18 protein-coding genes are annotated in these 21,019 nt (G+C 41.2%); 10 read left to right on the top strand and 8 right to left on the bottom strand.

The window, feature by feature from the left end; genetic code table 11:
- Positions 1–2: 2 nt before the first annotated feature.
- Positions 3–3,389, bottom strand: a complete 3,387-nt coding sequence (locus BHV72_RS12850; RefSeq protein WP_502691115.1) for a TonB-dependent receptor — start codon at positions 3,387–3,389, stop codon at positions 3–5.
- Between the two features lie 218 nt (positions 3,390–3,607).
- Complete coding sequence (locus BHV72_RS12845) at positions 3,608–4,696, bottom strand: FecR family protein (RefSeq protein WP_122134574.1); 1,089 nt, start codon at positions 4,694–4,696, stop codon at positions 3,608–3,610.
- A 153-nt stretch (positions 4,697–4,849) separates the two neighbouring features.
- Between BHV72_RS12845 and BHV72_RS12840 the strand changes: the two genes are divergently transcribed.
- The 3 genes from BHV72_RS12840 to BHV72_RS12830 all read left to right on the top strand — a co-directional run bounded on the left by BHV72_RS12840 (position 4,850) and on the right by BHV72_RS12830 (position 8,806).
- A complete protein-coding gene (locus BHV72_RS12840) occupies positions 4,850–6,589 on the top strand; it encodes a glutamine--tRNA ligase/YqeY domain fusion protein (protein WP_005678178.1) in 1,740 nt (579 codons plus the stop codon).
- Between the two features lie 104 nt (positions 6,590–6,693).
- Complete coding sequence (locus BHV72_RS12835) at positions 6,694–8,139, top strand: tetratricopeptide repeat protein (protein WP_022041490.1); 1,446 nt, start codon at positions 6,694–6,696, stop codon at positions 8,137–8,139.
- Positions 8,140–8,158: 19 nt separating this feature from the next.
- Complete coding sequence (locus tag BHV72_RS12830; protein WP_005678176.1) at positions 8,159–8,806, top strand: DedA family protein; 648 nt, start codon at positions 8,159–8,161, stop codon at positions 8,804–8,806.
- A gap of 66 nt (positions 8,807–8,872) precedes the next feature.
- On the opposite strand, the gene BHV72_RS12825 is transcribed toward BHV72_RS12830, so the two are convergent.
- The gene (locus BHV72_RS12825) at positions 8,873–9,757 is read right to left on the bottom strand and encodes a DUF3078 domain-containing protein (RefSeq protein ID WP_055173627.1); all 885 of its coding nucleotides are present in this window, start codon (positions 9,755–9,757) and stop codon (positions 8,873–8,875) included.
- A 118-nt stretch (positions 9,758–9,875) separates the two neighbouring features.
- Positions 9,876–10,376 carry a thiol peroxidase gene (gene tpx / locus BHV72_RS12820; RefSeq protein ID WP_005678174.1) on the bottom strand — a complete coding sequence of 167 codons (501 nt, stop codon included), beginning with the start codon at positions 10,374–10,376 and terminating at the stop codon, positions 9,876–9,878.
- 139 nt (positions 10,377–10,515) lie between these two features.
- On the opposite strand from tpx, the gene BHV72_RS12815 reads away from it, so the two are divergent.
- The 4 genes from BHV72_RS12815 to BHV72_RS12800 all read left to right on the top strand — a co-directional run bounded on the left by BHV72_RS12815 (position 10,516) and on the right by BHV72_RS12800 (position 13,329).
- Positions 10,516–11,079: an HdeD family acid-resistance protein gene (locus BHV72_RS12815; protein ID WP_005678172.1), complete on the top strand. Its 564-nt coding sequence runs from the start codon at positions 10,516–10,518 to the stop codon at positions 11,077–11,079.
- Between the two features lie 83 nt (positions 11,080–11,162).
- Positions 11,163–11,642 carry a DUF4494 domain-containing protein gene (locus tag BHV72_RS12810; RefSeq protein WP_005678170.1) on the top strand — a complete coding sequence of 160 codons (480 nt, stop codon included), beginning with the start codon at positions 11,163–11,165 and terminating at the stop codon, positions 11,640–11,642.
- Between the two features lie 6 nt (positions 11,643–11,648).
- Entirely contained in the window at positions 11,649–12,317 is a 669-nt protein-coding gene (locus tag BHV72_RS12805; RefSeq protein WP_005678169.1) for a YggS family pyridoxal phosphate-dependent enzyme, read from the top strand.
- A gap of 34 nt (positions 12,318–12,351) precedes the next feature.
- Positions 12,352–13,329: a dihydroorotate dehydrogenase-like protein gene (locus tag BHV72_RS12800; RefSeq protein ID WP_055173629.1), complete on the top strand. Its 978-nt coding sequence runs from the start codon at positions 12,352–12,354 to the stop codon at positions 13,327–13,329.
- Between the two features lie 106 nt (positions 13,330–13,435).
- Here BHV72_RS12800 and BHV72_RS12795 read toward each other — a convergent pair whose 3' ends face one another.
- Entirely contained in the window at positions 13,436–14,761 is a 1,326-nt protein-coding gene (locus BHV72_RS12795; protein WP_005681302.1) for a PhoH family protein, read from the bottom strand.
- A 132-nt stretch (positions 14,762–14,893) separates the two neighbouring features.
- On the opposite strand from BHV72_RS12795, the gene BHV72_RS12790 reads away from it, so the two are divergent.
- The gene (locus BHV72_RS12790; RefSeq protein ID WP_005681303.1) at positions 14,894–16,375 is read left to right on the top strand and encodes a bifunctional folylpolyglutamate synthase/dihydrofolate synthase; all 1,482 of its coding nucleotides are present in this window, start codon (positions 14,894–14,896) and stop codon (positions 16,373–16,375) included.
- Here BHV72_RS12790 and BHV72_RS12785 read toward each other — a convergent pair.
- From BHV72_RS12785 to BHV72_RS12775, 3 genes are all read right to left on the bottom strand, one after another.
- Positions 16,343–16,717, bottom strand: a complete 375-nt coding sequence (locus tag BHV72_RS12785; RefSeq protein ID WP_005678164.1) for a RidA family protein — start codon at positions 16,715–16,717, stop codon at positions 16,343–16,345. The two genes, BHV72_RS12790 and BHV72_RS12785, sit on opposite strands and share 33 nt — an antisense overlap.
- A gap of 101 nt (positions 16,718–16,818) precedes the next feature.
- The gene (locus tag BHV72_RS12780) at positions 16,819–17,304 is read right to left on the bottom strand and encodes a DUF805 domain-containing protein (RefSeq protein ID WP_005678162.1); all 486 of its coding nucleotides are present in this window, start codon (positions 17,302–17,304) and stop codon (positions 16,819–16,821) included.
- 139 nt (positions 17,305–17,443) lie between these two features.
- Positions 17,444–17,803, bottom strand: coding sequence for a hypothetical protein (locus BHV72_RS12775; protein ID WP_005678160.1), 360 nt, complete (start codon positions 17,801–17,803; stop codon positions 17,444–17,446).
- A 153-nt stretch (positions 17,804–17,956) separates the two neighbouring features.
- On the opposite strand from BHV72_RS12775, the gene BHV72_RS12770 reads away from it, so the two are divergent.
- Positions 17,957–20,284 carry a DUF3987 domain-containing protein gene (locus BHV72_RS12770; RefSeq protein WP_122140795.1) on the top strand — a complete coding sequence of 776 codons (2,328 nt, stop codon included), beginning with the start codon at positions 17,957–17,959 and terminating at the stop codon, positions 20,282–20,284.
- A 248-nt stretch (positions 20,285–20,532) separates the two neighbouring features.
- Positions 20,533–21,018, top strand: coding sequence for an HU family DNA-binding protein (locus BHV72_RS12765; RefSeq protein WP_005678158.1), 486 nt, complete (start codon positions 20,533–20,535; stop codon positions 21,016–21,018).
- Position 21,019: the final 1 nt, after the last annotated feature.

The following is a 21,019-nucleotide window of genomic DNA, read 5'->3' as shown; positions in this document are numbered from 1 at the left end:
GATTACTGTATGGTCATTTGAAAACCAATATTGAACACTCTCTGGGTAGGATAATAAAGACCATTACCACCTCCCATTTCAGGATCCCAATGCTTGAAAGGAGAAAATGTCAGTAAGTTGACCCCACTTAAATAAAAGCGCATACCTTTATAAGTATAACCTATCTCCGCATTTTTTAATTTCAAGAAAGCTGCATTCCTTAACCAATAAGTAGAATACTGATCGTTATTACCATTACTATCTTTAGTCAAGCGTGGATACGCTGCATTTGGATTAGGATTATCAACACTCCAATGATCATCAGCCACAAATTGTAACATATTTTTAATACTCGTTGTGCCAAAGGGATGCATACCATACATCATGAAAGAGGTACGAGCCACTCCTTGGAAAAAGAAAGAAAAGTCCCAGTTTTTCCACTTCATAGAAGGGCCGAAACCATATACAAGCTCCGGATCATAAGGATGACCAATAGCCACACGATCATTACTATTAATTACATTATCATATTCTCCTTTTGCATTAGGCTGATTTACATATTTAATATCACCCGGCTGTGGTGTATAACCTAAATCTTGGCGCGGAGAATTGTCAATAGTTTCTTGGTCGGGGAAAAGTCCATCAGCTACATATCCCCAGTAAGTACCCAATGGATGCCCTACGTCGGACAATCCCGGATATTCAAAATACGGAGGCTCATCCATTTTCAAGACCTTGTTACGAGCAAAAGTCAATGTACTTTTGAAAGAAAGGAAAAAATCTTTCGTGATTTGTTTATTGTAGTCTATAGCTAAATCTAATCCTTTGTTCTCCATTTCTCCATTGTTGGAAGTAATTTTAGTTTCACCTGTACCAACAATTTCCGGAATGGAATTTTCACGGGTCATAAAAATATCACGGCGCTTTTCTCTAAATATATCAAATGTCAGATTAAAGTCATTGAATAACTGTAAATCAAGCCCCAAATTAATTTTTTCACCAACTTCCCAAGTTAAATCAGGGTTAAAATATCTATTCCATGACGGACCGGAATAATACGTATCTTGCCTAATACCCGTCGTATAGGAATCGCTACCACCCAATACAAGATCTTCCATATAAGCAAAGCGCCCTGCATTCGTAGCATCATTGCCAACCAATCCCCACGAACCTCTGATTTTCAGATTTGAAATGACCGGTTTTATTGGCTGCCAGAATTTTTCATTTGAGATGTTATAACCAACAGCTATTGAAGGGAAAAAGCCAAATCGATGTCCTTTAGCGAAATTCTCCGAACCGTTATAACCAAAATTTCCCTCAATATAATAACGGCCATCATAAGAATAAGATACACGTCCAGCTACTCCTTGCTTCCGTTGCGGCAAAGATGAAAAAAGTGTAGTAGGACCATTAATATCATATTGTTCCTGATTATAAAGGAACATAATATTCAAATCGTGTACTTCTTTAAAAATACGATTATAGTCCAAGATAGCCTGAAAATACATTTTCCTATCCCCGTTCCGACTACCGTCATTTGTCAATGCGGTACTTTGTTCGTCACCAATACGGGTTATTTTATATTCCATGGATGAAGGACCATAAGAAGACATATAGTAATGGTTATAGCTAGCACTACGTTCTGTAGATGAACTACTATAATTTTTAAATGAAAATAATCCTGTAAATTTCAAACCCTTAGTAATCATATCTAATTCTTGTGCCAATTTGAAATTAGCAGTAATAGTAGTACGCAAATTTGTTTTGTATCCTGTCACGTATTCCGCCACCGGATTTCTATACCATCCTTGTCCATGAATGCCACCAGGTTTGTCTCCCCATAAAACAAAATCACGGTCTGACATATTTGCAGGAAAACGTACTGGAAAATCTACCGGATTTGCTTCCATAGAAAGTTGGAAAATATCATTCACATCCATTAAAGGAGATTTCTTATCGGCAACAGAAAGATTCAACCCTAAAGATATTTTAGTAGTTCTGGTCGCACTAATATTCAAATTGTTTATAAAGTCGTAATTATAATTACGCACATTATTATTATATGAAAAATAGTCCTTGCTTAATGACTTTAAATGTCCGTTACTATGCTTGAAACTGGCACTCATAAAGTAATCCATTTTCGAACTACCTCCACGTATATTAAAATTGGCACGTTCAGAAAAAGCACTCTTATTAAATATTTCATCAAACCAATCTACATTAGGATAAATATAAGGATTCAATCCTGCAATAGTACCGTCAATTTTTTCCTGTGAATAAGGGCTTACATCGCATCCCGGACGCGATACCGCTTCATTAAACATTTTCATATACGTGGGACCGTCAACCATATTGGGCACACGCGTCATTGTAGATATAGCTCCTTCCAACCGAAAATTAATAATAGGCTTATCCAGATTCTTACCGTTTTTAGTCGCAACAATCATCACTCCATTGGCACCACGTGTACCATACAACGCCGTAGCAGTAGCATCTTTCAGAATAGAAAAACTTTCAATAACCTCAGGATCCAACGCATTCAATTCCGTTGAACTAATTTCAACCCCATCCATGATAATCAAAGCAGAAGTGTTACCATTGAAGGTCGATTTACCACGGATCCAAAAGTTAGCGCCATCAGCTCCCGGTTCACCACTGCGTTGCACCGCTATCACACCGGCCATACGTCCTGCAAAAGCAGTACTCAAACTCGAAGAAGGTACTTTAAGTTCCTGCGGCTTGATCTGCTGAATAGATCCCACAAGCGATTCTTTCTTCTGCCCTACACCAAATGCAGTAACGACTACCTCTCCCAGTTCTGCTGCAGACTCTTTTAAAGCAATAGCATAAATATTACCACTCTTTACCAAAACCGACCGATCCTGATAACCAACAAAGGAAACAGTCAAGGTATCTCCCACAGCACATTCCAAAACAAAGTCACCTTCTATATTCGAGGTAGTTCCTGTCATACTTCCGTTCACCCTTATAGTAGCTCCGATAATAGGTTCCTGTGTGCTATCATCGGAAACGATTCCACGAATTGTTTTTTTCTTTTGCGTTGTCTTTTGCTGCGATTTTTCGGAAGCGTTTTTCTCTCGTATAATTATCTGCTTCCCGTCTATATCATAGATTAGTGTTGTGTTCTTTAATATTTCATCCAAAACTTGAGTAATATCTTTCTTATTGACATCCACATTGATTTTTTTCAATAAGTTTTTATCCGTAGAATATAAAAAGATATATTCACTGTTTTTCTCGATATACTTGAATATATCTTTCACAGTAACATCCTGTAATTTGAATGAAAATACTCCATTGTTTTGTTCCATGGCAACCATGGAAATCGGAAGAAGCAATGCAAAGAACAATAACATTGCCGAAATTTGTTTTCTTCTAAAATAATCCATATTTTTGCATAATAGTTTAGATGCTCATGGCATAAAATGTCATTCATCCAGGCTCGGATAATGTGAGGTTATCCGGGCTTTTTTTATTTGAATGAAAAATACCACGAGGGATTAATAAAATAAATTAAAAGATTAAAGGTAGAGCAGTCTTTGACTATATCTTCTACCAGAAGTTGAGTGAAGTGTTACTTTTTCTTTTTCATAGGCATCGTGTGTTTTTAAAGATTAGTATTTCGGTTAATAAACAAATAATATCCATTAGCAGTTGCACGGATACCGATAGGGTGTATTTTTGAAATTCTTTCAAGAACCTTTTGCAGTGGCACACTTAAATCAATCGTTCCTTGTAAAGGGAAATTTTCGATAGACGGATCACAAGTAATTTCACAACCATAATAGAGGGAAAGTCGTTGCAATATAGTACTCATATCACGCCCTTCCAAAGGAAAGTGTCCTTTCGTCCATGCCGTATATTCTTCCGCATTAACAGAACGTTTGACATTAGCCACCCCTTCGGATAATTTCAACAACTCGTTCGGTTTTACGGCGGTCTCCTTATTTGCATGATCTTTCACTATGATAGAGCCACGCACCAAAACCACTTCTGCCTCACGCATTGCTTTGTAAGCATCGACATTGAAAGCAGTTCCCGTCACACGGATATCAAAACCGGAAGTTTTCACTATAAATGGTTTTTCAGTATCCTTCTTTACATCAATGAAAATCTCGCCGTCTACATAGATTTCACGGGATTTACCCTCAAACACACTAGGATATACGACCTTAGTACCAGCGTTTACATACAGCGAAGTCCCGTCAGCCAGTACCAACCGCGATGTTTTCCCTTTAGGAACAATCAATTGGTTATACTCCGTCTTTTGCGGTTTACTTTCCACTTGCTGCTCATTGACCGAAGCCTCTCCTTCCTGCGAATAACTGATACGGGCGCCTTTATCCACTTCTATCCGTTGCTGTGCATGAGTGATAAGAAGCACCTGTTGCACCGTATCAGTCGTACATTGTTCCAATAATGCAATAGCAGTATCTATGGAATGTGAATGATGATCCATATATATTTTTGTTCCCCAGGCGATACCTGCAAATAAAGCAGCCACCCCTGCCGCTAACATATATATTCGCAAATACCTGTGTCGTTTGGAAACAGGCTCGCGATTTACATTTTGCATTAAAGCATTCCAGCGTTTTTCTATATCCGCTTCGGGTACTTCTTTCTCCAAAGTCCGGAAATAGGAAATCAACGGATCACGTTCATTATCTTTATCTTGTATAGTGTCTTTTTTCTGCATAAATTAGAGTTCGTTTTATAATAAAGACGGAATGGATAAAAAAACCTACTCCATTATTCTGGATTTTTTTTAATTCTATGGCTCCGTTTTTCTCATTTCCACTTTTTATTGTTACTTTTGCAGCTCTTAAATAGAGCTAACACACTTACCGTTATGACAGATATAAAAAACGAAGAAGCAGGTGAAAAGAAAAGCTTGAACTTTATTGAGCAAGCAGTAGAGAAAGATTTGAAAGAAGGTAAAAATGGAGGAAAAGTGCAGACGCGCTTCCCGCCCGAGCCTAACGGATACCTTCACATCGGTCATGCCAAAGCTATTTGCCTTGATTTTGGCATTGCAGAAGCACATGGAGGTGTATGTAACCTTCGTTTCGACGACACAAACCCTACCAAGGAAGATGTGGAATACGTAGAAGCTATCAAGGAAGATATCCAATGGTTAGGTTACCAATGGGGAAATGAGTATTATGCTTCCGACTACTTCCAGCAATTATGGGACTTCGCTATCCGCCTTATACAAGAAGGAAAAGCATATATCGATGAGCAGACTTCCGAACAGATTGCACAGCAAAAAGGAACTCCTACCCAACCGGGTGTGGAAAGTCCGTACCGGAATCGTCCTATCGAAGAAAGCCTCGAACTTTTCAAAAAGATGAATAGCGGTGAGATCGAAGAAGGCGCTATGGTGCTCCGTGCAAAGATTGACATGGCTAATCCCAATATGCACTTCCGCGATCCGATCATCTATCGTGTGGTAAAACACCCGCACCACCGCACAGGCACCACATGGAAAGCCTATCCGATGTACGACTTCGCCCACGGACAAAGTGACTTCTTCGAAGGAGTTACCCATTCCCTGTGTACGCTCGAGTTCGTTGTGCACCGCCCGCTTTACGATCTCTTTATCGACTGGTTGAAAGAAGGGAAAGACCTGAACGACCATCGTCCCCGTCAAACGGAATTCAATAAATTGAATCTTAGCTATACACTGATGAGTAAGCGTAACTTGCTGACACTGGTGAAAGAAGGCCTGGTAAACGGCTGGGATGATCCTCGTATGCCGACAATCTGCGGTTTCCGCCGTCGCGGTTATTCTCCCGAATCTATCCACAAATTTATTGATAAAATCGGATATACCACTTACGACGCGCTGAATGACATCGCTTTGCTCGAAAGTTCTGTAAGAGACGACCTGAACAGCCGTGCTATCCGTGTGTCCGCCGTTATCAATCCGGTGAAACTTATCATTACCAACTACCCGGAAGGACAGGTCGAGGAACTGGAAGCTATCAACAATCCGGAAGATCCGGAAGCAGGAAGTCACCTGATCGAATTTAGCCGTGAACTGTGGATGGAACGTGAAGACTTTATGGAAGATGCTCCCAAGAAATATTTCCGTATGACACCGGGACAGGAAGTGCGTCTCAAAAATGCCTATATCGTAAAATGTACAGGATGTAAAAAAGACGAGAACGGTATCATCACCGAAGTTTATTGTGAATACGATGCAAATACCCGTAGCGGTATGCCGGATGCCAACCGTAAGGTGAAAGGAACACTTCACTGGGTAAGCTGCAACCACTGTATGCAAGCGGAAGTACGTCTGTACGACCGTCTGTGGAAAGTAGAAAACCCGCGCGACGAACTGGCTGCTATCCGCGAGGCCAAAAACTGTGATGCATTGGAAGCAATGAAAGATATTATCAACCCCGATTCACTGAAAGTTCTTCCGAACTGCTACATAGAGAAGTTTGCAGCAACCCTGCCTCCACTCTCCTATTTGCAGTTCCAACGAATCGGTTACTTCAACATTGACAAAGATTCAACTCCGGAAAAACTGATATTCAACCGTACAGTGGGCTTAAAAGACACGTGGGGTAAGATCAATAAATAACTAAGCCGTCAGGCTTTACTTTATAACATGGGGCTGTGTCAAAAGGAAATGAACAAGAACTTTTGTAGCAGCCCCATGTCAGCAATTAAAAAGAAAAAAATAAAATGGGGAGAAAAAATTCACCAAGTGCAAAAAAAGAACTGACTGAAATCATCCAAAGATACGAAGCCGCCAAAGCAGAAAAACGACAACTATACCTGGATGGCGACCAGCTCGCTGATATTGCCGATTGGTATGCCACCGAACGCAAATTCAACGATGCACAGGAAGTCATTAATTACGGACTTCAACTGCACCCCGGCAACACTGGCTTACTGATAGAACAAGCCTTTCTTTATCTGGATACTCAAAAACTAAGTAAAGCCAAAGAAGTGGCAAACAGTATCACAGAAACGTATGACTCCGAGGTAAAAATGCTGAAAGCAGAACTGTTACTGAATGAAGGTAAACTGGAAGAAGCACAACAACTGATAAATACAATCGAGGACACCGACGATCTGGCCTCAATCATCGAGATCGTTTATCTTTATATGGATATGGGATATCCGGAAGCCGCGAAAGAATGGATAGAAAAGGGACAAGACCAATATGGCGAAGAAGAAGACTTTATCGTACTTCAGGCCGACTATCTGGGAGCAACGCAACACATGAAAGAAGCTATCGAGTGCTTTGACAAGTTGATTGACATCGCTCCTTATAACCCTTCTTACTGGATGGGACTGGCAAAATGCTATTTTATGAGCGAGGATATAAACAAAACTATCGAAACCTGTGATTTCGCACTGGCTGCCGATGATAAATACGGAGAAGCTTACGCTTACAAAGCACACAGTTTCTTCTACCTCAACAACCCCGACAGCGCTATCGAGAATTACGAAAAAGCCATTGAATACAAAGCCATCCCCCCCGAATTGGGGTATATGTTCATGGGGATGTCCTATGCTACCAAAGAAGATTGGGAAAAAACAGAAGAATGTTGTAACCAGGTTATCCGGATTTTTGAGGAAAACGGAGACAGCGGTTCGATTCTACTGATAGATACTTATACCACTAAAGCAAATGCCGTTGCCAAAATGGGAAGATATAAGGAAGCTCACCAGCTATGCAAGAAAGCAAAAGAAATCAATCCGGACGAAGGCCTTATTTTCCTGACGGAAGGGAAAGTATACCTAGAGGAAGATATAGAGAAAAAAGCAACCCAAGCATTTAAAAAAGCTGCAAAAACCAGTACCGGTCCGGAAATGTGGTACATGATCGGTACTGCTTATTCGGAACACAATTATATGTACGAGGCCAAAGAAAATTATGAGAAAGCCTACAAAATCAATCCGAAATATGAAGACCTGCCGGAAAGATTGAGTGTTATCAGTATCATGACCGATGACCTGGACGGTTTCCTCAAATACAATAAAGATTGCGAACGTCCATTCAGAGAAGAAACCATTCAGCAGTTGTTGAACGGTCCGGACCATAGAAAAGAGGATGAACCGATCTTAAAAGAAATTATGAAACGTCTTAAAGAAGAAAAAGAAAACAATAAATCAAATTAAATCATTCATCCCTTAAAAAATGGAATCAGTAGCAGAACTTCTCAAATGGGTATTAGAAAACTTGAACTATTGGGTAGTCACAATCTTTATGGCTATCGAGAGCTCTTTTATTCCCTTTCCCTCTGAGGCCGTAGTGCCACCTGCCGCATGGAAAGCCATGGCAGACGACAGTATGAACATCTTTCTAGTCATTGTATTCGCAACTGTGGGAGCAGACATCGGTGCATTAGTCAATTATTACCTGGCCCGTTGGTTAGGGCGTCCCATTGTTTACAAATTTGCTAACAGCCGTTTGGGGCATATGTGTCTTATCGATGAAGAAAAAGTGCACCATGCCGAAGAATATTTCAGAAAACACGGTGCGGCCTCCACTTTCTTCGGACGTCTCATCCCTGCTGTACGTCAGCTTATCAGTATTCCTGCCGGATTGGCCGGCATGAAGTTAGGCCCTTTCCTACTTTATACAACGCTAGGCGCCGGAATATGGAATACGGTATTGGCCGTGCTCGGATATCTGATTTATCGGTTTACAGACCTTAAAACAACCAATGACGTTTATGTAATGGCAACCAAATATAGTCACGAAATCGGTTATGTCATTATAGCTGTTGTCATACTGGTTGTCGGATTCATCGCTTACAAAGGACTGAAAAAAAAGAAGAAATAAGTAGTAGATATAAAATATAAAGCGCATCTACCAGTCAGGTAGTTACGCTTTATATTTATACTTGAATTAGAAATTAAACTGCACTCCCACGCCCAATATCTCTTTGAATTGTACACGTGATCCTTTTGTACCGTCTTTCTGAGCTATTTTCACATCATCATCATACATCAGATTGGTAGTCAGAGTGGTTGAGAACCATTTATTGATAATCATATTTACTTGTACTTCCCAATTCACATCTATATTCAGAGGTTTATGCAGATAGTCGGAATATAAGTCAAGACGAGAATATACGGTCATATTCTTTAGAAATTCATATTTGACCTCCCCCTTCAGGTTTGCACCAAAAGCTGATAGCAGATGTTTACCGGGATCTACTCCATAAGCCCCCTCATCAGAGAGACGGTCGTTTAGTACGAAGGTGCCACGCCAAGAAGCAGGAGATAGTACAACTGTAAATATCTTGCCCGGATCATAAGTAAATCCCAAACCGGTAGTCAAATAACCGGGAGCCATAAATTCGGAGATTGAAACATCTTTGTTGATCGAATAGTCATACCCCGGAGAGAATTGAGTTTGGAATGTCGCAAATGCACTGGCATACCAATTTTTGGCAATGGAATAACCGTAATTCGTATTCAGATAAATCTTATCATTTGCTTTTCTCGTACCATCTTCCCCAGTCTTATTAAGTCCGTATGCCAATTCCAGACGATTGGTCCATAAATGTTTTTCTTTCTTGTAATTAATCTGATATGTACCTTGCAAGTCAAAGGCCACAGAGTTATCACCTCCGGCAGCCCAGTTGGTCAGACTAACTTGTGTCAGTTTCAGTCCGGCAAATCCTTCTTTAGTCCAGGGAGAAGTTTGAGTACTATCGGCAGTTTGAGCCGAAAGGGTTCCAATGCCCATAGTTGACAGGGCAAAGAATAAAATTCCTATTTTGTTCATGTCAATAAGGTTTAGTGTATAAAAAAACACAACCTAACAAGAATGGAGGTCTGGTGTCCTGCCAGACCTGTCTACCAGTTCTCATTAGGTCAAAATCTTATAATTCCAAATTAAAAAATCATTTCACAGCAGCCAGCGCCTTATCATAATCAGGTTCTTGCGTGATTTCCGGAACAAGTTCAGTATAAGCTACCTTTCCATTTTTGCCAATCACCACCACTGCACGTGCCAAAAGTCCGGCCAATGGCCCGTCCGCCATACGCACACCGTAGCTTTCATCAAAATCCGAAAAACGGAAGTCTGACAATGGAATTACATTCTCAATACCTTCCGTCGTGCAGAAACGACCGTGAGCAAAAGGAAGATCTTTAGAAATAGCCAATACAACCGTATCTTTCAATCCGGCAGCCATCTTATTAAATTTGCGTACCGACGTTGCGCATACACTTGTGTCCAAACTTGGGAAAATATTCAAAATCACATTTTTACCATTCAAGTCTTTCAGAGAGAAAGAAGATAAATCTGTTTTTACCAGCTCAAAATCGGGAGCTACTTTACCCACTTGTATAAATTCACCGATCAGTTTCACCGGTTGTCCTTTGAAATTTGTTGTTGCCATAATGCATATTTTTTTTTAAATTTACTTTATATAGAAAACAACTATTCCTCGAAATATGTTCACGGAAAACCTTTTCTAAATTCAAATTGTTATTCCACAACGAAATTACTCTAGTATTCAATTTTAAATATAAAAACGTATGGAAACAGTATTCAATGAGATTCAACACTCAGTAAAAAATTGGTGGGCTTCTCTTCTCTTGGGAATCGTGTATATTATTGTAGCCCTCTGGCTGATGTTTGCACCTTTAAGCAGCTATGTAGCTCTAAGTATCGTATTCAGCATATCCATGTTGATAAGCGGTATCTTGGAAATCCTCTTTGCAGTCAGCAATCGAAAAGGTGTGCCAAGCTGGGGCTGGTATATCGTGGGAGGAATCATCGACGTTATTCTCGGCATCTACCTGATTGCCTATCCCATGGTCAGCATGGAAGTCATTCCGTTTATCATAGCCTTTTGGCTCATGTTCCGCGGCTTCTCCTCCACCGGTTACTCGATCGACCTGAAACGTTATGGTACTCGCGACTGGGGCTGGTACATGGCTTTCGGTATCCTTGCCATTATATGTTCCTTATTGATATTGTGGCAACCGGCCATAGGTGCACTCTACGCGGTCTATATGATTTCTTTCACTTTCCTCATTATCGGACTATTCCGTGTCATGCTTTCCTTTGAACTTAAGAATTTGCATAAAAGAAAATAAAATTCTTTCGGCACTTACTTTGGTATTTTGTTTATCTTTGTAGGCAATTTACATGAATCAATTAATTAAAAAGGAAGAAAATTATGGCAATGCATACTTGGTTTGAGTGCAAGATTCGTTATGAAAAAGTAATGGAAAACGGAATGCAGAAAAAAGTTACCGAACCATATCTTGTTGATGCACTCAGCTTTACAGAAGCAGAAGCACGAATTATTGAAGAAATGACTCCATTCATATCCGGAGAATTTACAGTTTCCGACATTAAACGTGCCAATTATAGCGAACTTTTCCCCAGCGACGAAGAAAGTGCCGACCGTTGGTTCAAATGCAAACTTATTTTCATCACGCTGGACGAAAAAAGCGGTGCAGAGAAAAAGACTTCCACACAGGTATTGGTACAGGCTGCCGACCTGCGCGATGCAGTTAAGAAACTGGACGAAGGCATGAAAGGAACCATGGCAGACTATCAGATCGGCATGGTATCCGAAACTCCGCTCATGGATGTATATCCTTACAGCGCCGGACCGAATGACAAACCGGAGTTTGATCCGTCAAAAGCATAAGCAACAATGAGTATTGCTGAAAATTTAAAGCAAGTACTGGCCGAACTCCCGCAAGGAGTCCGGCTGGTTGCTGTCTCAAAATTCCACCCCAATGAAGCGATAGAAGAAGCATATCAAGCAGGACAGCGTATTTTTGGAGAAAGCAAAGTGCAGGAAATGACAGCTAAATACGAAAGTTTGCCCAAAGATATCGAATGGCATTTTATCGGACACCTGCAAAGTAATAAAATTAAATACATGATACCATACGTAGCGATGATTCATGGAATTGACACTTATAAGTTACTGGCAGAGGTCAACAAGCAAGCTGTCAAAGCAGGACGCATCATCAACTGCCTGTTGCAAATCCATGTGGCACAGGAAGAAACTAAATTTGGTTTCAGCCCCGACGAATGCAAAGATATGCTGAACACCGGAGAATGGAAAGAACTGACCCATGTCCGTATCTGCGGTTTAATGGGAATGGCGAGCAACACCGATAATGTTGAACAAATCAACCGGGAATTTTGTTTACTAGACAGGCTCTTTAAAGAGATAAAAACAACCTGGTTCGCCGATTCGGACGCTTTCCGGGAATTATCCATGGGTATGTCACACGATTATCACGAAGCTATTGCTGCAGGAAGTACCTTAGTACGGGTAGGAAGCAAGATTTTCGGAGAACGAAATTATTAAATTAGAAGTAGTAACTACTAAAAAAAGATTCATTATGACCGATTTAAAAACTACTTTCGCAGGGCTTTCTCTTAGAAACCCAATCATCATCAGTAGCTCGGGACTGACTAACAGTGTCGGCAAAAATAAGAAATTGGCAGAAAACGGCGCCGGTGCCATTGTTCTGAAATCACTGTTCGAAGAACAGATCATGCTGGAAGCGGACCAACTGAAAGATCCGGCTTTCTATCCGGAAGCAAGTGACTATCTGGCAGAATACATCCGTGAACATAAATTGTCCGAATATCTGACTTTAATCAAAGAAAGCAAAAAGGAATGTCCTATTCCTATCATTGCCAGTATCAACTGTTACAGTGATTCCGAATGGATTGACTTTGCCAAACAAATTGAAACAGCGGGTGCCGATGCATTAGAAATCAATATTCTGGCTTTACAGTCCGATGTTCAATATACATACGGTTCGTTCGAACAACGTCATATCGATATTCTCCGCCACATAAAAAAGACAATCAACATTCCGGTTATCATGAAACTGGGCGATAACCTGACTAATCCAGTGGCACTGATTGACCAGTTATATGCCAACGGTGCGGCTGCAGTTGTCCTCTTCAACCGTTTCTACCAACCGGACATCAACATTGAAAATATGGAGCATATGTCCGGTGAAATATTCAGCAACGCTTCCGACCTCGCCAACCCGCTTCGTTGGATCGGCATTGCATCTGCGGTAGTAGACAAGATTGATTATGCAGCTTCCGGTGGTGTAGCCAATCCCGAATCAGTAGTAAAAGCGATTCTTGCCGGCGCTTCAGCTGTGGAAGTGTGCAGCGCAATCTATCAAAACACCAACGCATTCATCGGAGAAGCCAACCGTTTCCTCTCCGCCTGGATGGAAAGAAAAGGATTCAACAATATCGCTCAATTCAAAGGTAGACTGAATATTAAAGATGTAAAGGGCGTTAATACATTTGAACGCACCCAATTCCTGAAATATTTCGGAAAGAAAGAATGATAAAGAGTGAATTATAAATAATGAACGGTGAACTCATTGCAGCATGACAGCTCAATTTGTTCACCGTTCGTCGTTTACAGTTTATCGTTTAATAAAGATTATCTGTTTATAGCAAGTTACTCGCCAGTTCACTCAACTCACTACGTTCGCCCTTCAACAGGTTGACGTGCGCAAAGATATTCTGATCTTTCATGCGGTCAATCATATATACCAGCCCGTTAGACTGGCTATCCAGATAAGGCTGGTCAATCTGTTGGATATCTCCGGTAAATACCATTTTCGTACCTTCTCCCGCACGAGTGATAATCGTTTTTATTTCGTTCGGAGTCAGGTTCTGCGCTTCGTCGATAATACAATACATCTCGCTTAAACTGCGTCCACGGATAAAAGCCAGAGCCTCAATTACCAGTTGCTCGCTCTTTTGCATATCCTCAATGCGTTTCACCTCTGTGGAGTTCGTCGCAAACTGACGTTTGATTACATTCAAGTTGTCGAACAACGGTTGCATGTAAGGAGCCACTTTTTCCTGTGCGTCTCCCGGAAGGAAACCGATATCCTTATTCGAAAGTGCCACTACCGGACGTGCCAGTAATATCTGTTTGTAATCGGTCAATTTACCCAAAGCGGCAGCCAATGCCAATAAAGTCTTGCCCGTTCCCGCCTTTCCCGTCAGTGCCACCAGTTTCACATTCGGGTCATTCAGAATTTCAAAAGCAAAACTTTGTTCGGCGTTCCGGGGCTCGATTCCATAATTCTTGCCTTTCATCACCCGGCAGATAGAATGAGTAAAAGGATTATAACGTGCCAATACACTATTACGATCACTCTTCAGCACAAAACATTCATTCGGATGAATCAGATCCTTAAAGTCAAACTCGCTCAAGTCGAGTCCCTCTTTAGAAGAATAGATACGGTCGATCAATGCCGGATCTACATTTTCAAATATTTCATTGGATTTTTCAAAGACATCCACATTCACGACCTTATCTGTGATATAATCCTCACAAAGAAGTCCGATAGAACGGGCCTTCATACGCAAATTCACATCCTTGGTCACCAGAATAGACTTCATTTTCGGATATTTCGCCGTCAGATATTCAGTTGCCGCGAGAATCAGATGATCCGGTTTCCTGATAGGGAAAGACTCCCATACTTTAGTAGCCGGCACATTGCTGGTCACAACAAACAAACGTCCCAATCCTTCTCCCAGTTTCACCCCTTCGGAGAAAAGTTCGTCGCTTGTCAACACATCCAGTTCACGTACAAACTCACGAGCATTGAAATTAATCTGCTCGTTTCCCTTCTTAAACTTATCCAGTTCTTCGAGTACGACAAGAGGGAGATAGATATCATTTTCCTGAAAGTTCTTCAAGCAATTGTAGTCGTGAAGAATAACATTTGTGTCCAACACAAAATTTTTCTTAGTTCCCATGGTTTCTTTAAATTTAAATGTTGATATTTGCACTCTCATTCACCAATCCCGCATATAAAGTTGAATTGGTGGTTCTAAAGATAAACAAATTAGCGGGCAATAAAGATTGCCCGAAGTTAAATATTATAAAACATGGATTATCAGAACACTTTAAAGTACTTATATGAGAGTATGCCTATGTTTCAGCAGATAGGTGGAAAAGCATATAAGCCGGGATTAGAGACAACACACAAATTAGATGAACATTTCGGATATCCTCATCAACAATTCAAGACGATACATATCGCCGGAACGAACGGAAAAGGTTCCTGCTCCCACACTATTGCGGCAGTATTGCAGTCGGCCGGATATCGGGTCGGATTATTTACTTCCCCTCATCTGGTGGACTTCCGAGAACGTATCCGCATCAACGGAGAAATGATACCGGAAGAATATGTAGTAAACTTTGTCGCAGATCACCGTTCCTTCTTCGAGCCACTGCATCCTTCATTTTTCGAGTTGACCACCGCAATGGCATTCCGTTATTTTGCCGATCAGAAAGTAGACGTGGCAGTGATCGAAGTTGGCATGGGCGGACGGCTGGACTGTACCAATATCATCCAGCCCGACTTATGCATCATTACCAACATCGGCTTCGATCATATGCAATATTTGGGCGATACATTACCCAAAATAGCCAAAGAGAAAGCAGGGATTATCAAAGAAGGAGTTCCGGTAGTTATCGGACGGGCAAAAGGTCACGTGAAGCGCGTGTTCACAATAAAGGGAAAAAAAGTAAATGCTCCTGTCATATATGCACAATCCATTGCCCCATACAACTGCATGGACTGGCTTTCCTATTCACAATCACAAGAATTAAGAGAACGGCTGACTAATATCCAACAAACTTTGTATGAATCGGTAGAAGATAAAGACGAAAATTTCGAACAAAATTTCCGGGAGCTATGTCTGTTTTTAAATCCGGCAGACAGCATGCACGCGCTGGACAAAATACTTGATAAAAGAAAAGATGCCATCCGAATTACAAATGGCATGTTTCCTTGCGGACTTTTTATGGAGTTAAGTGGTATTTACCAGTTTGAAAATTGCCTCACAATACTAACAGCCCTCGAAGAATTAGAAAGAATAGGCTATCGCATTCTTCCCAAAGACTATCTCAACGGTTTCTCCGATGTATGCCAACTCACCGGACTAATGGGACGTTGGCAAAAGGTGTACAGTTATCCGGATATTATTTGTGATACCGGACACAATGTTGACGGAATTAAATACATCTGCGAACAACTCGATTTTTACCAACAGACTCTCAAGCAGCAACTCCATTTCGTATTCGGCATGGTCAACGACAAAGACATAAGCAGCGTTCTGAAATTGCTACCGAAAAATGCTATCTATTATTTTACCAAAGCAAGTGTGAAACGGGCGCTTCCGGAAAACGAGCTCTTGAAACAGGCAGAAGAAGCGGGATTGACAGGAACGGCCTACCCTACTGTGGTAGATGCCGTACAGGCAGCTAAAAAGAACTGCCTCCCTAAAGACCTTATCTTCGTGGGAGGCAGCAGTTTCATTGTCGCCGATTTGTTAGCGAACCGCGATACACTCGATCTCCACTAACGCATCCTTTGGCAGAGCTTTTACGGCAACCGCCGAACGTGCCGGAAAAGCTCCGTCGAAATATGTAGCATACACGCCGTTCATCCCGGCAAAGAAAGACATATCTTGAAGGAATACAGTTGTTTTGACAATGTTTCCCATTGTCAAACCTGCTTCTTCAAGAATATGTTTTATATTCTCTAACGACTGACGTGCCTGTTCTTCAATACCTTCCGCCATTTTTCCGGTAGCAGCGTCAATAGGCAACTGTCCGGACACAAAGATCATTCCATTTGCTTCTATCGCCTGACTGTAAGGTCCGATAGCTCCCGGAGCCTTCTCACTACAAATTACTTTTTTCATATTTATTTCTTTTTCTGTTTTATTGATTTTCAAAGATAGCAAAAAAAAGCCTCTCACAAAACGAATTTTGCAAGAGGCCGTCTATTTCTTCTTAAAAAAGATTATTCAGCTTTTTCTTCTTCAACAGCAGGAGCTGCTTCAACCGGTTTTTCAACTTTTACTTCTTCTCTTGCAACATTCACCGTTACATTTACCGAAGAAGGCTGTGCTTGATACGGCATACGGTTTTTCGGATCTTCACCATATTGGTTAGGGCCTACCGTACCGTCTGCAAACAACATATAAAGTCCGAATAGTGCGTTAACAATAGGAACAAACATCAGCAGAATCAACCAACCTGACTTGTCCAGGTCGTGCAAACGTTTTACCCCCTGTGCCAAAGAGAACCACATGGAAGCAACCAATGCAGCAAGACCGATCAACAAACCGAATACCGAACCACCTGCAGATCCCATACCCGCACCTAAAATAAAGGTACCGATACCCAATGCCCATGCAATACTAAACACTATACCACCAACAATGCCTGACAGGAAATATTCGATTCTACGAATACGACCGTCAAAAGAAAAAGGAGCTTTGAACATAATTTATTAAGTTTTATATGAATAAAATAAGTGAATTATTATTCGTGTTTCTCAATATGGAAGCAAAGATATAAAAAAAATTAAATAGAGAAAGCAATTAGGCAAAAAAAACGAAAAAGTGCCCCATTTTCTGTAGAAATCACAATCTCACCCCATCCCATTCCATTACTATCACCCATTCTTTCGGCTGACAAGTTCCGTGAGAACAGTGAGGAACTGTAGCAACCACCAAGTCACAATTGGAAGATAGTACAATTCTTAATTCTTTCAGCAACATATCCAGCTGAATCATTAAATGAAGATACTTCGTCATACACCGGATCACTCGTACATACTGATAAATACACATATCCTCTCCCCGTCTTATTCCCCCCAATGTTTTTGAGGAAATAGCAAATTCATCCATAAAAAATGCATTAATAAATGCGCTATCTGTATCCATTAAAGCCAATACCAAATTGCTTAAAAACTCATAAGGTTTTTGTTTTTCTTTCGCCATGTCATTCTATGATTAATAATTTTAAATTTTTCAGTTTATATTTGCTTTATCAAGTACTTTCCACATAGGAAAGTAACCCTATTTTTAATATACCGACCTTTGCTCCCGCTATCTGATAGTCAGGTAGCACAATCTTACAAAAAACAATTTTATATGAAAGTTCTAGAAGAAATCAAAGTCTCGGTTTATGAAAATGTGTATTCAAAAAAGCCCAAAGTCATGTCTTTCCTTGAAGTCATTATTATGTGTATTCATCCTGTTTATGCAACGATTATCAATACCATCCGTAGATATTATGCAGATGGAGATCATGCTGCCGCACAGAAATTGAAAAATCAACTCCCTTGCTTCACTCCGGCAGGTACATTCAATGGAGCGCATGCTATCAAACGCTTCCTCCTCCCCAGTCATATTGTCGGACTCGATTATGATCACGTAAAAAATCGTCTGGAAGTCATTCAACGTTGCGCGGCAGACCCGCATACGGTAGCGGCCATAGAAAGTCCGACCGACGGTGTGAAAGTCTTCGCCTATGTAGAAGATATCGAAGGCCGCCATCGTGAAGGTCAGCAATTGGTGAGCCGTTACTACAATCAGTTGCTGGGTCTGGAGAGTGATCCGGCGTGCAAGGACGAAAGCCGTCTGTGTTATTTCAGTTATTCTCCCAATGGATACGTTGCCAGTCTCTATCAGGCATTTACTTTGGAACCATTAATGAGAAAAGAAGAAAACTCCTCTTCCAAAAATGAAAAACTTCCTCCTTTCCCCCTCCAAAACAACCCTACGGAAAATACTTCTGAAGACGAAATCAACAAGTTCATTTCGTCCTATATTTTCCTTCATCCCTTAACAACCGGGCAACGCCATTCCAACGTGTTCAAACTAGCCTGTGAAGCCTGCCGCCGCCACTATCCGCAAGAAAGCATATTACGCGGGCTAACAGTCTTTTTCGAGCACACAGATTTTCGTGCCGAAGAACTGACAAGCGTATTATCATCTGGTTACAAACAAGTTAACAATCAGACATCCGCAACAGTTCCACCGGCTTATTCCCCCTGTCAAAAAGACATAAGGACAAAAGTCCCCTATGGTACTTTAGAAAACTCCGACAGCACCGAAGAAGCCTATTGGCTGGGAGAAGAATTCAGAAAAGAGACGCCTTTATTTCCTCGTGATTTGTACAATAATCTTCCCGACCTACTGAATGATTGCATCATCGAAGACGCGAGTGACCGCGAGCAAGACATCTCCCTCCTTTCCGATCTCACAGCGCTAAGTGCGGTACTTCCACAAACTTTTGGAATTTATAATCACAAAAAGTATTCCACTCATTTGTTCTGTGTTATCTTTTCTTCTGCCGGTAGTGGCAAAAGCATTGCTCAAACCGGACGCTATTTATTGGAAGAAATACAGGCCGAAATACTGTCTACCAGTGAATCCATGCAAAAAAACTACCATACAGCGCACAACACTTGGCAAGCAGAATGTCAGCAAAAAAGGAAAAAAGGAGATACATATTCCGAAGAACCTCAAAGACCTCCTTTCAAGATGTTATTCATCCCCGCCACTACCAGTTATACCCGCATGCAAATTCAGATGCAGGACAACGGTTCGCAGGGAAGCATCATTTTCGATACGGAAGCGCAAACACTCTCCACAGCCAATCATCTGGATTGTGGGAACTTCGACGATATGCTCCGCAAAGCTTTTGAGCACGAAAACATTGATTCTTCCTATAAAGCCAACGGTATCAGTCCGGTTTATATCCGTCATCCTAAATTAGCCTTACTTCTGACGGGTACTCCCGGACAGATAGACAGTTTGCTAAGCAGTTGCGGGAACGGACTCCCCAGCCGTATTCTGACTTACACTTTCCGTGAAATTCCTCACTGGAAAGAAATGGGCGATGATTGCATTTCATTAGAAGACTCTTTCAAGCCGATTGCTCATCGTGTCTACGAACTATATAATTTCTGCCTGGCCCATCCTGTTCTATTTCATTTCACCCGTCCACAATGGAACCGTCTGAATGAGATTTTCTCACACATGCTGTCCGAGGTAGCCATGGAAGGCAATGATGATCTCCAAGCCGTAGTGAAACGCTATGCCTTTCTGGTGATGCGTATCAGCATGATTCAAACCCGTATCCGGCAATTTGAAGCTAATGATCTTTCTCCCGAGATTTATTGTATAGATGCTGATTTCGAGCGTTCTCTTCAAATTGTCCTGTGTTGTTACGAGCATAGCCGTCTGTTACACTCATCCATGCCGGTCCCTTCGGTCCGTCCACTGAAAAATCCGAACGTTATTCGCAATTTCGTCAATGAGTTGCCAAATAGCTTCACTACAGACGAAGCGATCCGGCTCGGCGCAAAACACGATTTCAATCTCCGTAAGGTAACACGTCTTCTAAAATCGCTTAACGGAATAAAGATCAGTAAGATATCTCATGGTTCCTATATCAAGTTGAACAAGCAATAGTCACAACTGTCTTTTTTGTCCTTTTGTCCTTTTGGAAAATCGGAAAAACATTGGAGGATTTGAAAAAAACATCTCAATAATTGAAATCAAACATTGGGAAGTTTCGATACAAATCTCCCAATGTTTTTTCTATTTATCTATGCGCCTGTATACGTCACTATGCGTCATGCCGATTCCCCGATGTATTACTTTTGTCATGTAATCGATTACAAAGTTATCAGAAATTAATAATTAAAATTTAAAAAGTTATGGCACAGAATTACACTCTCATGGCTCGCAAGAACCTGTTGAAACCTGATGAAACTCCGAAGTACTATGCAGTGGCGCGTAGCGGTCGTAAAGTGACTGTCAAGGAAGTCTGCAAACGAATCTCCGAACGTTCCTCTTATTCAAAAGGAGAATTGGAAGGTTGTATCGGTGAGTTCCTGCTCGAAATAGTCAACGTACTGGATGAAGGAAATATCGCCCAAATGGGTGACCTGGGCAATTTCCGCATGAGCATCAAAACGGGCACTCCTACCGATACGGTAAAGGAATTCAAGACATCGTGCATCGATAAGGGCAAAGTACTCTTTTATCCCGGAAGTGATCTCCGCAAATTGTGTAAGACGCTGGATTATACATTGTATAAGAGCGATTCTTCGGCAGATTCGGACAAAGATCCGCTTCCTGATGACGGTGACGACAATCAAGGAGGTTCCGGCAGTGGGGTAACTCCGGATCCGTCAGTATAAT

This window comes from Bacteroides sp. 43_46 (genome assembly GCF_001915455.1).
GTDB lineage: Bacteria > Bacteroidota > Bacteroidia > Bacteroidales > Bacteroidaceae > Bacteroides > Bacteroides caccae.
This window is presented reverse-complemented; position numbering and strand designations above follow the sequence as displayed.

What these genes read in the sequence shown, in the direction of transcription:
- BHV72_RS12800 (WP_055173629.1), top strand. Translation starts at nt 12,352, where the DNA reads ATGACCGATTTAAAAACTACTTTCGCAGGGCTTTCTCTTAGAAACCCA.
- BHV72_RS12815 (WP_005678172.1), top strand. Translation starts at nt 10,516, where the DNA reads ATGGAAACAGTATTCAATGAGATTCAACACTCAGTAAAAAATTGGTGG.
- BHV72_RS12845 (WP_122134574.1), bottom strand. Translation starts at nt 4,696, where the DNA reads ATGCAGAAAAAAGACACTATACAAGATAAAGATAATGAACGTGATCCG.
- BHV72_RS12785 (WP_005678164.1), bottom strand. Translation starts at nt 16,717, where the DNA reads ATGAAAAAAGTAATTTGTAGTGAGAAGGCTCCGGGAGCTATCGGACCT.
- BHV72_RS12835 (WP_022041490.1), top strand. Translation starts at nt 6,694, where the DNA reads ATGGGGAGAAAAAATTCACCAAGTGCAAAAAAAGAACTGACTGAAATC.
- BHV72_RS12830 (WP_005678176.1), top strand. Translation starts at nt 8,159, where the DNA reads ATGGAATCAGTAGCAGAACTTCTCAAATGGGTATTAGAAAACTTGAAC.
- BHV72_RS12765 (WP_005678158.1), top strand. Translation starts at nt 20,533, where the DNA reads ATGGCACAGAATTACACTCTCATGGCTCGCAAGAACCTGTTGAAACCT.
- BHV72_RS12795 (WP_005681302.1), bottom strand. Translation starts at nt 14,761, where the DNA reads ATGGGAACTAAGAAAAATTTTGTGTTGGACACAAATGTTATTCTTCAC.
- BHV72_RS12825 (WP_055173627.1), bottom strand. Translation starts at nt 9,757, where the DNA reads ATGAACAAAATAGGAATTTTATTCTTTGCCCTGTCAACTATGGGCATT.
- BHV72_RS12840 (WP_005678178.1), top strand. Translation starts at nt 4,850, where the DNA reads ATGACAGATATAAAAAACGAAGAAGCAGGTGAAAAGAAAAGCTTGAAC.
- BHV72_RS12770 (WP_122140795.1), top strand. Translation starts at nt 17,957, where the DNA reads ATGAAAGTTCTAGAAGAAATCAAAGTCTCGGTTTATGAAAATGTGTAT.
- BHV72_RS12850 (WP_502691115.1), bottom strand. Translation starts at nt 3,389, where the DNA reads ATGGATTATTTTAGAAGAAAACAAATTTCGGCAATGTTATTGTTCTTT.
- BHV72_RS12805 (WP_005678169.1), top strand. Translation starts at nt 11,649, where the DNA reads ATGAGTATTGCTGAAAATTTAAAGCAAGTACTGGCCGAACTCCCGCAA.
- BHV72_RS12775 (WP_005678160.1), bottom strand. Translation starts at nt 17,803, where the DNA reads ATGGCGAAAGAAAAACAAAAACCTTATGAGTTTTTAAGCAATTTGGTA.
- BHV72_RS12780 (WP_005678162.1), bottom strand. Translation starts at nt 17,304, where the DNA reads ATGTTCAAAGCTCCTTTTTCTTTTGACGGTCGTATTCGTAGAATCGAA.
- BHV72_RS12810 (WP_005678170.1), top strand. Translation starts at nt 11,163, where the DNA reads ATGGCAATGCATACTTGGTTTGAGTGCAAGATTCGTTATGAAAAAGTA.
- tpx (WP_005678174.1), bottom strand. Translation starts at nt 10,376, where the DNA reads ATGGCAACAACAAATTTCAAAGGACAACCGGTGAAACTGATCGGTGAA.
- BHV72_RS12790 (WP_005681303.1), top strand. Translation starts at nt 14,894, where the DNA reads ATGGATTATCAGAACACTTTAAAGTACTTATATGAGAGTATGCCTATG.